The 13,676-nt window shown below is 64.5% G+C and carries 14 protein-coding genes; 3 read left to right on the top strand and 11 right to left on the bottom strand.

Features of this window, described 5'->3' with window-relative positions:
- Positions 1-20: 20 nt before the first annotated feature.
- A complete protein-coding gene (locus AC0L3B_RS08200) occupies positions 21-1,187 on the bottom strand; it encodes an acyl-CoA dehydrogenase family protein (RefSeq protein ID WP_007613843.1) in 1,167 nt (388 codons plus the stop codon).
- A gap of 179 nt (positions 1,188-1,366) precedes the next feature.
- Here AC0L3B_RS08200 and AC0L3B_RS08195 point away from each other — a divergent pair, with 179 nt between their 5' ends.
- Together AC0L3B_RS08195 and AC0L3B_RS08190 are read left to right on the top strand one after the other, a co-directional pair.
- A complete protein-coding gene (locus AC0L3B_RS08195) occupies positions 1,367-1,870 on the top strand; it encodes a MaoC family dehydratase (RefSeq protein WP_449257539.1) in 504 nt (167 codons plus the stop codon).
- Positions 1,870-2,721, top strand: coding sequence for an HpcH/HpaI aldolase/citrate lyase family protein (locus tag AC0L3B_RS08190; RefSeq protein ID WP_473380269.1), 852 nt, complete (start codon positions 1,870-1,872; stop codon positions 2,719-2,721). The genes AC0L3B_RS08195 and AC0L3B_RS08190 overlap by 1 nt, the downstream gene beginning before the upstream one ends.
- A 187-nt stretch (positions 2,722-2,908) precedes the next feature.
- On the opposite strand, the gene AC0L3B_RS08185 is transcribed toward AC0L3B_RS08190, so the two are convergent.
- Positions 2,909-3,706 carry a fumarylacetoacetate hydrolase family protein gene (locus tag AC0L3B_RS08185; RefSeq protein WP_473380268.1) on the bottom strand — a complete coding sequence of 266 codons (798 nt, stop codon included), beginning with the start codon at positions 3,704-3,706 and terminating at the stop codon, positions 2,909-2,911.
- A gap of 199 nt (positions 3,707-3,905) precedes the next feature.
- Between AC0L3B_RS08185 and AC0L3B_RS08180 the strand changes: the two genes are divergently transcribed.
- Positions 3,906-4,805: a LysR substrate-binding domain-containing protein gene (locus tag AC0L3B_RS08180; RefSeq protein WP_018454035.1), complete on the top strand. Its 900-nt coding sequence runs from the start codon at positions 3,906-3,908 to the stop codon at positions 4,803-4,805.
- 105 nt (positions 4,806-4,910) lie between these two features.
- On the opposite strand, the gene AC0L3B_RS08175 is transcribed toward AC0L3B_RS08180, so the two are convergent.
- The 9 genes from AC0L3B_RS08175 to AC0L3B_RS08135 form a co-directional block, all read right to left on the bottom strand.
- On the bottom strand, positions 4,911-6,023 hold the full coding sequence (locus AC0L3B_RS08175; RefSeq protein ID WP_473380267.1) for a trypsin-like peptidase domain-containing protein: 1,113 nt from the start codon (positions 6,021-6,023) through the stop codon (positions 4,911-4,913).
- A 27-nt stretch (positions 6,024-6,050) separates the two neighbouring features.
- Positions 6,051-6,176, bottom strand: a complete 126-nt coding sequence (locus AC0L3B_RS08170; protein ID WP_018454033.1) for a hypothetical protein — start codon at positions 6,174-6,176, stop codon at positions 6,051-6,053.
- On the bottom strand, positions 6,176-6,508 hold the full coding sequence (locus AC0L3B_RS08165) for a hypothetical protein (RefSeq protein WP_247475586.1): 333 nt from the start codon (positions 6,506-6,508) through the stop codon (positions 6,176-6,178). The genes AC0L3B_RS08170 and AC0L3B_RS08165 overlap by 1 nt, the downstream gene beginning before the upstream one ends.
- A gap of 133 nt (positions 6,509-6,641) precedes the next feature.
- Positions 6,642-7,103: an Hsp20 family protein gene (locus tag AC0L3B_RS08160; RefSeq protein ID WP_018454031.1), complete on the bottom strand. Its 462-nt coding sequence runs from the start codon at positions 7,101-7,103 to the stop codon at positions 6,642-6,644.
- A 241-nt stretch (positions 7,104-7,344) separates the two neighbouring features.
- Positions 7,345-8,835 carry an amidase gene (locus tag AC0L3B_RS08155; protein WP_247475587.1) on the bottom strand — a complete coding sequence of 497 codons (1,491 nt, stop codon included), beginning with the start codon at positions 8,833-8,835 and terminating at the stop codon, positions 7,345-7,347.
- A 17-nt stretch (positions 8,836-8,852) separates the two neighbouring features.
- Entirely contained in the window at positions 8,853-9,650 is a 798-nt protein-coding gene (locus tag AC0L3B_RS08150; RefSeq protein ID WP_085351922.1) for an FAD binding domain-containing protein, read from the bottom strand.
- An 11-nt stretch (positions 9,651-9,661) separates the two neighbouring features.
- Positions 9,662-12,049 (bottom strand): xanthine dehydrogenase family protein molybdopterin-binding subunit, encoded by a 2,388-nt coding sequence (locus tag AC0L3B_RS08145; protein WP_473380266.1) that lies wholly within the window; start codon positions 12,047-12,049, stop codon positions 9,662-9,664.
- Positions 12,050-12,051: 2 nt separating this feature from the next.
- Positions 12,052-12,540 carry a (2Fe-2S)-binding protein gene (locus tag AC0L3B_RS08140; protein ID WP_473380331.1) on the bottom strand — a complete coding sequence of 163 codons (489 nt, stop codon included), beginning with the start codon at positions 12,538-12,540 and terminating at the stop codon, positions 12,052-12,054.
- 24 nt (positions 12,541-12,564) lie between these two features.
- Complete coding sequence (locus AC0L3B_RS08135) at positions 12,565-13,671, bottom strand: ABC transporter ATP-binding protein (protein WP_085395710.1); 1,107 nt, start codon at positions 13,669-13,671, stop codon at positions 12,565-12,567.
- Positions 13,672-13,676: the final 5 nt, after the last annotated feature.

Here is a 13,676-nt window from a genome sequence, read left to right as displayed (position 1 = left end):
GCAATGGTACGTGTTCGAGCTTAGTATGACTTGGCCAGTCCAAGCACCTTTTCCGCGATGAAGCTCAGCGCAAGCTGCGGGCTGACCGGCGCGATGCGCGGAATCAGAACTTCTCGCAAGTAACGCTCGACGTGAAACTCCTTGGCATAGCCAAAACCGCCATGGGTCATCACCGCCTGCTCGCAGGCGTGATATCCGGCCTCACCCGCAATGTATTTCGCGGCATTGGCGGCGCCACCGCAAGGCATGCCCTTGTCGTATTGCCAGGCCGCCGACATCACCATCAACCAGGCCGCCTCGAGCTCGACCCAGTTTACAGCCAGCGGATGCTGAATGCCCTGGTTCTTGCCGATCGGCCGGTTGAACACCACGCGGGTCTTGGCGTATTCGGTCGCGCGCGACAGCGCGAGCTTGCCGAGGCCGACGGCTTCCGCGGCGATGAGAATGCGCTCGGGGTTCATGCCTTCGAGGATGTACTGGAAGCCTTTGCCCTCTTCGCCGATGCGATCCTCCATCGGGATTTCAAAGTCCTCGAAGAACAGCTCGTTGGAATCGACGACCTTGCGGCCCATCTTCTCGATCTCGTGGACCTTGATCCTGTTGCGGTCGAAGTCCGTATAGAACAGGCTCAGCCCATGCGTCGGCGAGCGCACGTCCTCCAGCGGCGTGGTGCGCGCCAGCAGCAGGATCTTGTGCGCGACCTGCGCGGTGGAGATCCACACCTTCTGGCCGTTGACGATATAGCGGTCGTTCTTGGCCACCGCTCGGGTCTTGAGCTGGGTGGTGTTGAGGCCGGTGTTAGGCTCGGTCACGGCAAAGCAGGCCTTCTCGCGGCCCTCGACCATCGGCGGCAGCATGCGCTTGCGCTGTTCCTCGGTGCCGAACACGACCACGGGATTGAGACCGAACACGTTGATGTGCACCGCGGAGGCGCCGGACATGCCGGCGCCGGATTCCGCGATGGCGCGCATCATGATCGCGGCTTCGGTGATGCCGAGGCCGGAGCCGCCATATTCCTCCGGCACGCAGATGCCGAGCCAGCCGGCGTCCGCCATGGCCTTGTGAAAGTCGTGCGGGAAGCCGCCGTCGTGGTCCTTCTTCAGCCAATAGGCGTCGGGAAAGTCTTCGCAAACCTTTGCGACGGCGTCGCGAATGGCTTCCTGCTGAGCGGTGAGCGCGAAATCCATATTCTTGATCTCCTTCTTGGGAGAAGCGAACGCGCAATCTCCCCCTCGTCGCGTTCCCCACGCGAAGGCCGTGGCGGATTGGTGCGCCCGAACGTGCCTTCGCTTGCGTTCTTTAACTTGAAAAGCAGGGTACAGATACGTGAATTTCCCTATCAACTGTGTGTAGCATGCATAGGGTCATGCGGCGCGAGGATACGAGCGCGCCGTTATTTCGCAGGGAGGAAACCGCGATGGCCGGACTTTATTTCGAGGAGTTTTCGGTGGGCCAGGAGTTCAGGCATCCCCTGACGCGGACCGTCACGGAGATGGACAACACCCTGTTCAGCCTGCTGACGCTCAATCCGCAGCCGCTGCACATCGACGCACATTTTTCGGCCCAGACCGAGTTCGGCCAGCGCATTTTCAACAGCCTTTACACCCTCGGCATCATGATCGGCATGACGGTCTATGATACGACCATGGGGACCACCGTTGCCAATCTCGGCATGACGGACGTCACTTTTCCGAAACCGGTCTTCCATGGCGATACGCTGCGGGCGACGACAAAGGTGCTTTCGTTGCGGGAATCCAAATCGCGCCCCAAGGCGGGCATCGTCGAGTTCGAGCACCACGCTCTCAACCAGAACGACGAGATCGTCGGCAAATGCCGCCGCATGGCGATGATGCACAAGAGGCCGGTCTGATGCGTTCGATGCTGTTCGTGCCGGGCGACTCCCCGCGCAAATTCGAGAAGGCCAGCGAAGGCAACGCCGACGCGCTGATCATCGATCTCGAAGATTCCGTCGTCACCGACAAGAAGCCGGAGGCGCGCGGGTTGACGCTGACGATGCTGAAGGGCCGCAACAAGCCCCACCAGCTCTATGTCCGCGTCAACGCGCTCGACACCGGCATGACGCTCGCCGACCTTGCCGCGGTGATTCCGGGCCAGCCCGACGGCATCGTGCTGCCGAAATCGCAGGGCGGCGACGACGTGCGACAGGTCGCGACCTGGCTGGAAGCTTTGGAAGCTGCGGCTGGTATCGCCATTGGCTCAACACGCATCGTCTGCGTCGCGACCGAAACCGCAGCTTCGATCTTCGGGCTCGGCAGCTACAAGGGCTGCTCTCCTCGCCTCGCGGGCCTGATGTGGGGCGCGGAAGATCTCTCGGCCTCGCTCGGCGCGATTGAGAAAGCGGCGGGCGGCGTGTTCCACAGCCCTTATCGTCTGGCCCGCGATCTCTGCCTGATGGCGGCCGCCGCGGCCGAGGTCGCGCCGATCGACACCGTCTATACCGACATCGACAATCTCACCGGACTCGAACAGGAAACGCGCGCGGCGCGGCGTGACGGTTTTTCGGCGAAAGCGCTGATCCATCCCAAGCACGTCGACGTGGTCAACGCGGCGTTCGAGCCGACCGAAGCCGAGCGCAATTGGGCCGAGAAGGTGATCGCGGCGTTCGCGAGCAATCCGAACTCCGGCACGCTGCGCCTCGACGGCCAGATGATCGACAAGCCGCATCTTCGCGCCGCAAAGAAGATCCTCGGCCAGAGTTAGATCAGGACGCCGCGCTGCGACAGATGGGATCGAAGCCACTCTCAGCGTCGTCGTGGCCGGGCTTGTCCCGGCCATCCAGGGCTTCCACGCAACCGGCACCCAAAACGTGGATGCCCGGGACAAGCCCGGGCATGACGAAGCGAAAACGTCCGGCCCCTCACTTTCCGCAGGCGGGGAGAGGGGAGCGTTAGACGATCTTGATCGACATATCCGGCAAGCCGTCGAGCTTGCACAACAGCACGTCGCCCTTCACGACCGGGCCGACATTCTCCGGCGTGCCGGAATAGATGACGTCGCCGGCCTTCAGCTCGAACGCTTCCGACAGTTTTGCGATCTGCTCGGCCACGCTCCAGATCATCTTGCTGAGATCCGAGCTCTGCTTCACCGTCCCGTTGATCGCCAGCGAGATGGCGCCCTTGTCGAAATGCCCGGTCTTGCTGGCCGGGTGGATCGGACCGATCACCGCGGCGTGGTCAAAGCTCTTGCCGATCTCCCACGGCTTCTTCTCCGCGGCCATGCCGTTCTGGAGATCGCGCCGGGTCATGTCGAGGCCGAGCGCATAACCATAGACATGGTCGAGCGCCTTCTCGGCCGGGATGTTGCTGCCGCCGGATTTCAACGCGGCGACCAGCTCGACCTCGTGGTGATAGTTCTTGGTCAGCGACGGATAGGGATGATCGGCGACCTCGCCCACAGCGACGTTCTGGATCGCGTCGGTCGGCTTCTGGAAGAAGAACGGCGGCTCGCGGTTCGGGTCCGAGCCGCGCTCGATCGCGTGCGCCGCATAGTTGCGCCCGATGCAGTAGATGCGGCGGACCTGGAACACCTGGGTTTCGCCGACGATCGGGATGGTGACCATCGGCACCGGAAAGATCGGCTTCGGCCCTGCCTGCGCCGCGGCCGGCGCAACTTCCGCGATTGAGGTAGCACTTGCCGCCGCGGCAATTGCGAGCAGCTCCCGTCGCGTTACTGATGTCTCTTTCATGGCTTGTGCTCCCTTTTTATGTTCGTTGGGCGCATCATGCGCGCCGAGCCGCCTGATAATCAATATTCAGTATGCCAGCAATGCTGGACCGGCAGGTCGTCTAATTGAGAACAGGCCGGCTGCAGCCGAGCCTTCCGAAACCCGCTCCCTTTCGCCCTAGCATGGAACTTGCATAAATTCTGGGCGACATGGACGCCGCATGAACCTCATCAGCCTCGATATCCGCATGCTCCGGTCGCTGATCTCCGTGGTCGAGACCGGCAGCATCACCGAGACCGCGCGGCGGCTGGGCCGCACTCAGCCGGCGATCACTCTGCAATTGCAGCGGCTGGAGGAGCTCACCGGCAAGCAATTGTTCGAGCATGTCGGGCGCCGGCTCACGCTGAGCGAGGACGGCACCACGGTTCTCACCTACGCCAAATCCATCCTGAGGTTGCATGACGAATTGATTTCGCAGCTGGCGTCACAGGAGATCGAGGGTCAGGTCGTGCTCGGCACGCCCGACCTCTATGCCGCCTTCATGCTGCCGCAGATCCTCAGCGTGTTCCGAAAATCATTCCCGCGCGTCCAGGTCGAGCTCAATTGCGCGCTCTCGACGCCGCTGGTGGGCCTCGTCAAGCGCGGCGATGTCGACATCGCGCTCGTCACCCGCATGAACGATTTTACGGGCGGCCAGGTGGTACGGCGCGAGCAACTGGTCTGGATGACCGGCGAGCAGTCCTCCGCGCACCAGGAACGGCCTATCCCGCTGGCGTTGCTGCCGCCCGGCAACATCTATCGCGACTACGCGATTGACACGCTGGAACGTGCGAATCTGCGCTGGCGCATCGCCTGCGTCAGCGAAAGCGTCGGCGGCCTCCAGGCGGCGGCCTTCGCCGGCATGGCCGTGACCGTACTCGGCCGCAGCGCGCTGGTGCCGGCGATGCGCGAGATCGGCCCGAACGAGGGCCTGCCGCCGCTGCCGAAGATCGAGCTGCTGCTTTACAAGTCGAGCGGCGCGACCTCGAAGGCGGCGACCGCCTTGCACGACTATCTCGCGCACTATCTGCGCCTCGACGAGGAGCTCAGCGGCCGCGGCGAGCCGATCGAGCTGGGATAAAGCCATCCCGGCGTTCGCGCAGCGGTCGCCCCAAACTGCGTCCCGGGTCCACGATCGCAGACGAAGAACGACCGGCTTGCTGCGGTGATATCTTCTTTGATTGGCCTAGCGAACGAGGCGGTTGCTTCCTGCATTGGCATTGCGCGGCTCGGTTGCTGGAGCCACTCGGACGAGGACCGTGAGCGGTGTGCCGTTGCGCAGCAGAGCGAGCTTCACCTCGTCGCCGACCCGCGCAAGACCAATGGTATTGCGCAGCTGCGCGGCGGTGCGGATCGGGCGGCCCTCCGCCGTGGTGACAATGTCGCCCTTGTGCAGGCCAGCCTTCTCGGCCGGCGAATCCGCGGCAACTTCGGCGATGAGCGCGCCTTCGGTGCGTCCCTTGTTGACGGACGGGTGGAGGTCCTTCAGCGAAATGCCGATGCGACCGCGCTCGACCCTGCCGGTGGCGATGATCTGCTCCATCACCTTGCGCGCCATGTTGACGGGAATGGCAAAGCCAATACCGACATTGCCGCCAGCGGGCGAGATGATGGCCGAATTTATGCCGACCAGTTCGCCCTGCAGGCTGACCAGCGCGCCGCCGGAATTGCCGGGATTGATAGCGGCGTCGGTCTGAATGAAGTCTTCATAACCCTGCTTGCCGAGGCCGGTTCGGCCTAGGGCGCTGACGAGGCCCGACGTCACCGTCTGGCCGAGGCCGAAAGGATTGCCGATCGCGAGCACGAAGTCCCCGACTGCCAATGCATCGCTGTCACCGAGGGGAAGCGCCTTCAGCCCGGTCGGATTCTGGATCTGGAGCACGGCGACGTCCGTCGGCGAGTCGCGGCCGACGACCTTTGCGGAAAACTGCCGGCCGTCCTTGGTCGTGATCTGGACGACGGAGGTGCCTTCGACCACGTGGTTGTTGGTCAGCACGTAGCCGCTCCGGGCATCGACGATCACGCCGGAGCCGGTCGCGCTGACTTCCTTCTCGATCTGCCTCGGAACGTCGAAGAATTCGCGGAACAGCGGGTCACGATAGAGCGGATTGTCCTCGCGTACCCGGCCGTGCACCGAGATGTTGACCACCGCCGGCGTCACCTGCCGAACCAGAGGCGCCAAAGTCGGCACCGAGCCGCCCGGCTTCAGATCGGGGATCTGGCCTGCTGCGGGATGTGACGCCGTCAGTATCAGCACCAGCAACGCAAGCGAGAACGAACGCATAGCAATCGTCTTCATGACCTGTCGCATCGTCTGAGATTGAAATCAGAGAGCCGCTTCACGTTTGTCTGGCGGCACGTCGAGCCAGCCTTGCAAGGCTAAAAATGGAATGGCCCAGGCCGCGGAGACCTGGCCGACCAGCACCAGAGCAAGAACGGCCTGCGTGAGCATCACGCGCCTCGCCGTTCTGCGGCGGCCCAAGGCCGCCGCAGGCGCATCGGGACGCCGCCGCCGCGCGGCGGGTCGTCGTCATTGTCGCCGTCGAGCCGGCGCAGGGCCGCGAGAATATCGGCGAGCCGAATCGTACGGTTCATGCCGGGAATTTCACGCAAAGCGGGACAGGATTCGACGGCGTACATGTCGGACGCCCATGACGACAGAATGATCCGCTTCTCCGGCGTGGAGAGCTCCTTTGCATTCAGGACATCCGCGGGCGAACCGTAGTGAACCGCGGGATGAAACAGCGGGTTGAGATTTACGGAATTCGTATTCACGTTTGTCATCGGTTGGGCCTCCCCTGACGCTCCTTTCGAAGGGATGGATGTGCTGATGATCGAATGGCCGTTCTCTCATGCATGTGGGAGCGCGGCGCGCATATCTGAGCGCCGCGTTCCACCATTCCCCTCGATCGAGCGCTTAGGCTGCTTTCTTCTGCTCGATCTGAGTTGCAGGAGAGGCCGCGCCCGCGATCTGGATCCGGCGCGGCTTCATCGCTTCCGGAACCTCACGGACGAGGTCGATGATCAAGAGGCCGTCCTGGAAGGACGCCTGCTTCACCTGGACATAATCGGCCAGGTTGAACACGCGCCGGAACGGCCGTGCGGCGATACCCTGGTACAGATATTCGCCCGTCGCACCTTCGGGCTTCTTGCCCTCGACGGTCAGCGCATTCTGTTCGGCCGTCACCGTGATATCGTTGACGCCAAAGCCCGCCACAGCGAGGCTGATCCGGTAGTGATCTTCGCCGGAGCGTTCGATGTTATAGGGGGGATAGTTGTCTTCGCTCGCCTGGCGCAGCGCGCTGTCGACGAGACCGGCCAGATGATCGAAGCCGACGGTGGAGCGCCACAGGGGCGCGAAGTCAAACGTGGTCCTCATAACCAAGTCCTCCAAAGAGCAAGATGGATACGAAGGAGCGCAGGACAGGGTTTTAGACGGGTCCAAAGACACCGGCCCGGCGCCCGCTCCGGGCCCCTCGCGGGCACCCGGCACACCGCTCTCGCGGCGAAAATGACTTAGAAGAACGCAAGTCGACTTCAAGAGGGCCCCTCGAAAAATTTTTTGGGGCGCAGAGGCCAACCGGCAGGACGCGGCCGGCCGGTTCCAGGCCGGGTTCGGCTCACGCCTTCACGCGGGCACGGTCCGGTTCGCGCAACGTCAGCTGTGGCCAGAACGCCGCCCATGGCTGGGCCGCTTCGAACGCAGCGGCGATGCGGAAGATCATGGGCTCGTCGAGCCAGGGAGCGACGATCTGCAACCCGATCGGCAGCCCATCGCGATCGAAGCCGCAGGGCAGCGTCGCGGCCGGAAGGCCGGCGAGATTGATCGGCCAGGTGAAGGGCGACCAGCCGAGATGCGGATCGACCTTGCCGCCGTCGATCGTGTCGACGCCGAGGCGGCCGGCCTCGAACGCGGTCACCGCGACGGTCGGCGTCACCAGCGCATCGACTCGCTCGAACAGCTTCAGGAAGCTGCTGCGAGCCTGGGCGCGGCGATACCCTGCTTCGATATAGTCCGTGCCGCTGTAGCGCCTGCCGGCACTGATGACGTCAAGATAATCTGCTTCGGAGCTGGCGAGATCGGCCGTGGTCTTGCTCGAGACCGCGCCCGCCTGTTCGGTAAAGGCGATCGGCTTCAGCGTGTGCTCCAGGATCCCGGGATCGAGGCCCGGACCATCCATGGTGACCTGCGCGCCGCAGGCATCGAGAATGGCCAGCCCCTTGCCGAACGCCGCGCGCACATCGGGGCTGACCGCGGCGTAGCCGAGATCGACGCTGGCGCCGATGCGAATGCCGTTCAACGGCGCGGCCTTCGTATCGAACCGACGCGCCGCCACCGGCAGGCTTGCGGGATCGCGCAGATCGTAAGCAGCGATGATCTCCAGCGTCAACGCGGCATCCGCGACCGTGCGCGTAATCGGCCCGGTATGCGCGAGCGAGCCCCAGGACGGTGGCGAGAAGCCGGGCGAACGGGGCACCAGGCCAAAGGTCGGCTTCAGGCCAAACACACCGCAGAAGGACGAGGGCACGCGGATCGAGCCGACCCCATCGGTTCCGATCGCGATCGGACCGCAGCCGGCGGCAACGCCCGCCGCCGCGCCGCCGCTCGATCCGCCACTGGTGCGACCCGGGTTCCAGGGATTGCGCGTGGTGCCGGTGACCGGGCTGTCCGCCGTCAACTTGTAACCGGACTCGCAGGTCGTGGTCTTGCAGGTGACGATCGCACCCGCTTCCTTCAGCGCTGAGACAACCGCCGCGTCGACATCGGGCACGAACGCCTTGTTCATCGGTGAGCCGCCATAGGCCGGCACGCCCGCGACAAAGACCAGGTCCTTGATCGTGACGGGGACACCGGCGAGCGCTCCCTTGGTCTCGCCGGCGCGCATCTCCCTGGTGAGACGGTCGGCCTCCGCCCTCGCCTGCCCGTACATCGGCGTCACCACCGCGTTGCAGGCCTCGTTCGTCGCCTCCAGTGCGGCAATGGTGTCGTCGACGACATCGCGCGGAGTGAACGCCTTGCGCCGGTAGCCGGCCAGGATCTCGGTTGCGGAAAGCGAGCCAAGGCCAGTCGGCACCGGCGGGAAGGCCGTTCGGCCGGAACCATCAGTCATCATCAACCCTAAAAGAGCTAGCTGAGCGCCGCGTCGACGGCGCGCTTGGCCATGACCGTGACGAGATGTGCACGGTAGTCGGCTTCGGCGTGGATATCGGAGGTGAGACCGTCGGTGTCGATCCTGATCGCCGCGATCGCGGACGGATCGAAATTTCGCGACAGTGCTTCTTCCATCGGGGGAACGCGGAATACGCCGGAGCCCGCGCCGGTCACGGCCACGCGAACACCATCGGCGAATTTCGCGACGAACACGCCGACCAGCGCATAGCGCGACGCCGGCGCCTTGAACTTGGCGTAGCCCGCCCTGAGCGGCACGGGAAAGCGGATCGCCGTGATGATCTCGCCAGGTTCAAGCGCGGTCTCGAACAGACCACGGAAGAACCCGTCGGCCGCGATCTCGCGCGTGCTGGTGACGACGGTCGCGCCCAATCCGAGCACACCTGCCGGATAATCGGCCGACGGATCGTTGTTCGCGACGGAGCCACCGATAGTGCCGCGGATGCGTACGGCGGGATCGCCGATCATCGAGGCCAGCGCGGCGAGACCCGGGATCTTCGTCTGCACCAGCTTCGAGGCTGTCACCATGGCATGTGGCGTCATTGCACCGATGGTGATGGTGCCGCCGTCGTTGGTGATGCCCTTCAGATCTCCGAGCCTCGACAGGTCGACTAGGGCTGGCGGACTGGCGAGCCGCTGCTTCAGCGTCGGGATCAGCGTCATGCCGCCGGCGAGGAGCTTGCTGTCTTCGATCGAGGTCAGCAGTTTGGCAGCGTCGGGAATCCGGTCCGGCTGGTGATAGGCAAACGGCTTCATTGTCATCCTCCCTATTCCGCAGCGACCGGCAGCGACGCGTTCTGCAGCAGGCGCCAGATCCGGTTCGGCGTTGCCGGCATGTCGACATGGGTGACGCCGAGATGCGACAGCGCATCGACCACCGCGTTGATGACGGCGGCCGGCGAACCGATGGTGCCGACCTCGCCGCAGCCCTTCACGCCCATCGGCGTGTGCGTACACAGCGTCGAATGGGTCGCGATGTTCATCATCGGCATGTGGTCGGCGCGCGGCATGCAATAGTCCATCAGCGAGCCCGATAGCAGCTGGCCCGAGCCCTCGTCATAGACCGCGTTCTCGTACAGCGCCTGACCGACGCCCTGCACGATGCCGCCGTGCAACTGGCCCTCCACGATCATCGGGTTGATGACAGTGCCGACGTCGTCCACCGCGGTGTAATTGACCAGCGTCACCGTGCCGGTCTCCGGGTCGATCTCGACCTCGGCAATGTGGCAGCCGCCGGGATAGGTGAAGTTGACGGGATCATAATAAGCCTGCTCTTCGAGCCCCGGCTCCAGCACTTCGAGCGGATAGTCGTGCGGCACGTAGGCGGCGCCCGCGATCTCCTCGAACGTCCTCATGCGGTCGGTGCCCGCGACCGAGAATTTTCCGGCCTCGAACTGGATATCCACTTCGGCCGCTTCAAGCAGATGCGCCGCGATCTTCTTGCCTTTCGCGACCACCTTGTCCGTCGCCTTCGACAGCGCCGCGCCGCCGACCACCAGCGATCGCGAGCCATAGGTACCCATGCCAAACTGCACGCGATCGGTATCGCCGAACACGATGTCGACATTGTCAAAAGAGACGCCGAGTTTTTCCGAGACGATCTGCGCGAACGTCGTCTCGTGGCCCTGGCCGTGATTATGCGTGCCGATCATCACCGTGACCTGGCCGGTCGGATGCACCCGCACCGTGGCACTCTCATAAAGCCCGCCACGCGCGCCCAATCGTCCCGCGAAGCGCGACGGCGCGAGGCCGCAGGCCTCGACATAGGTCGAGTAGCCGAGCCCGCGGAATTTGCCCCTGCGCGCCGACTCCGCCTTGCGGATACCGAAATTCTTGACGTCGGCCGCGACAAGAGCGCCGTCGAGACACCCCATCGGATCGCCGGAATCGTACTGCACCAGCACCGGCGTCTGGTACGGATAAGCCTCCTTTGGGATCATGTTGCGTCGGCGGATCTCGACGCGGTCGATGCCCATCTCGCTGGCTGCGACGTCGACGATGCGCTCCAACACGAAAGTCGCCTCGGGCCGGCCCGCGCCGCGATACGCGTCGACCGGAACGGTGTTGGTGAACACCACCTTCACGTTGCAGTAGATTGCCGGCGTGGTGTAGACGCCACCGAGCAACGGTCCGTAGAGATTGGTCGGGATGTTCGGTCCGAAGGTCGAGAGATAGCCGCCCATATTGGCAAGCGTGTTGACACGGAAGGCCAGAAACGTTCCGGTCTCGTCCAGTGCGAGTTCGGCCTCGGTGACGTGATCGCGGCCGTGGCGATCGGAGACGTAGCCTTCCGACCGGCTCGCGACCCATTTGATCGGCCGCATCACGCGCTTGGCGGCCCAGGTGATCACGGCCTCTTCGCCGTAGTGGAACTGCTTGACGCCGAAGCCGCCGCCGACATCGGGCGCGACCACGCGCAGCTTGTGCTGCGGAATGTTCAGCACCAGCGCGCCCATCAAGAAGCGCACGACATGCGGGAACTGGCTGGTGGTCCACAGCGTGAAGCGATCCGTGCCGGGCTCGTATTCGGCGATCGCCGCGCGCGGCTCCATCGGGTTGCCGATCAACCGGTTGTTGACGAGGCTGAGCTTTGCGACATGGGCCGCCTTCCGGAAGGCGGTCTCGACCGCGGCCTTGTCGCCGAGCTCCCAATCGCAACAGATGTTGTTCGGAACGTCGTCGAACAGTTGCGGCGCGCCGGGCCGCACGGCTTCGAGCACGCCGACCACCGAGGGCAGCACCTCGTAATCGACTGTCAGCAGCTCGGCTGCCGCGCCGGCCTGCGCCGGCGTCTCCGCGACGACGAAAGCCACCATGTCGCCGACGAAGCGCACCTTGCCCTGCGCCAGCATCGGGAACGGCGGCTCCTTCATCGGCACGCCCTTGGCATCCGAGATACCCCAGCCGCAGGGCAGCGAGCCCAGCTTGTCGGCGGCGGCATCCTCGCCGGTCAGCACCGCGATGACGCCGGGCGATGCCAGGGCCGCACTCTTGTCGATGCCGCGCAGGATCGCGTGTCCGTGCGGCGAGCGCACGAACACACCCGCCGTCATGCCCGGACGCTTGATGTCGGAGACGTAACTGCCGCGTCCGGTGAGGAAGCGCTGGTCCTCTTTCCGTTTAGGTGAAGCGCCGATCCCGATCACATGGCCCATGGTCACTCTCCCTTGGCCACGTTCATGGCGGCGGCGCCTGCCATGACCGAGATGACGATGTTCTGATAGCCGGTGCAGCGGCAGATATTGCCTTCGAGGCCGTGACGGACGTCGGCCTCCGTCAGGTTCGGCTTCTCGGCCGCGAGCGCCACCGCCGTCATCAGCATGCCGGGTGTGCAAAAGCCGCATTGCAGACCGTGATGCTCGCGAAATGCCTCTTGCATCGGATGCAGCCGGTTCGAACCCGGCACACCTTGCAGGCCCTCGATGGTGAGCAGCGTCGCACCGTCGAGCGCGGGCGCAAGCAGCGTACAGCTCTTCACCGGCAGGCCGTCGAGGTGCACGACACAGGCGCCGCACTGGCTGGTGTCACAGCCGATATGGGTGCCGGTGAGGTTGAGCCGCTCGCGCAGCAGCTCGGCGACCAGCGTCGCCGGTTCGACATCCACAGTTGTCGGCCGTCCGTTGAGTGTGAAGGATATCTGCACGATCATACTCCTGTGCGCGACGGGTCTTTAGGCGAGTGGAAGCGCGCTGCCGGTGGCCCATGTGGCCATCACGACATCGCCGACGGTGAAGGGATCCGCGAAGAAAGTCTTTTCCGGCACGTAGGCCACGAACGCGTCGTCCGGCACGGTGTCGAGCATGACCTTGACGAAATAGCCCTGGTATTCGATCGCGAGCACGCGACTCGGCAGCGAGGTGGAGCAGCCCGGCGGCAGCGCCCTGCCCGGCCGGACCAGCGCGACATCGTCGCGGCGCACGGCGATGTCGATCTTGTCGCCGACGCTGACCGTGGACCGCGCCTGAAGCGGGACCTCGATGCCATCAGGCGCGGCCTGTGCGAGCGTAAAGGTCGAACCGTTGACCTTCTCGACCCGTCCCGACAGCACGTTCTGCCCGCCCATGAACTCGGCGACGTAACGATCATGCGGATGGGCGTAGACATCGCGTGCCGCGCCCGCCTGCTTGATTCTGCCTTGCTCCATCACCACCACGAGATCGGCGAGCGCGATCGCCTCGAGCTGGGTGTGGGTCACGTGGACGAAGGTGATGCCGAGCTCCTGCTGCATTCGCCTGAGCTCCTGACGCATCTGCACGCGGAGCTGTTCGTCGAGCGCGGACAGCGGCTCGTCGAGCAACAGGACCCTCGGCTCGGTGATCGCGGCACGCGCCAGCGCCACGCGCTGCTGCTGGCCGCCGGAGAGCTGCGCTGGAAGGCGGTCGGCGAATTGCGTCAGATGCACCTTCTCGATCATGGCATCGGCTGCGCGGAGGCGATCGGCCTTCGACATGCCGCGCACGCGGAGCGCAAAGGCGATGTTCTCGCGCACGGTGAGATGCGGGAACAACGCGTAGGACTGAAACATCATCGCGGTGCGCCGCTGCACCGGCGCGAGCCCGACGACGTTCTGGCCGCCGATCACGATCTCGCCGGCGGTCGGGTCCTCGTGGCCGGCGATCATGCGCAGTATCGTGGTCTTGCCGCAGCCGGAGGGGCCGATGAAGCAGCAATAGGCGCCGTCGGCGATCTTGAGGTTGACGCCGTCGACCACATTGCCGACTCCGTCAAAGCTCTTGCAGACGCCCGCCAGTTCGATATCGCCGCGATCGCTCTTCATTTCCC

Source organism: Bradyrhizobium sp. Kon56 (genome assembly GCF_055807635.1).
This window is presented reverse-complemented; position numbering and strand designations above follow the sequence as displayed.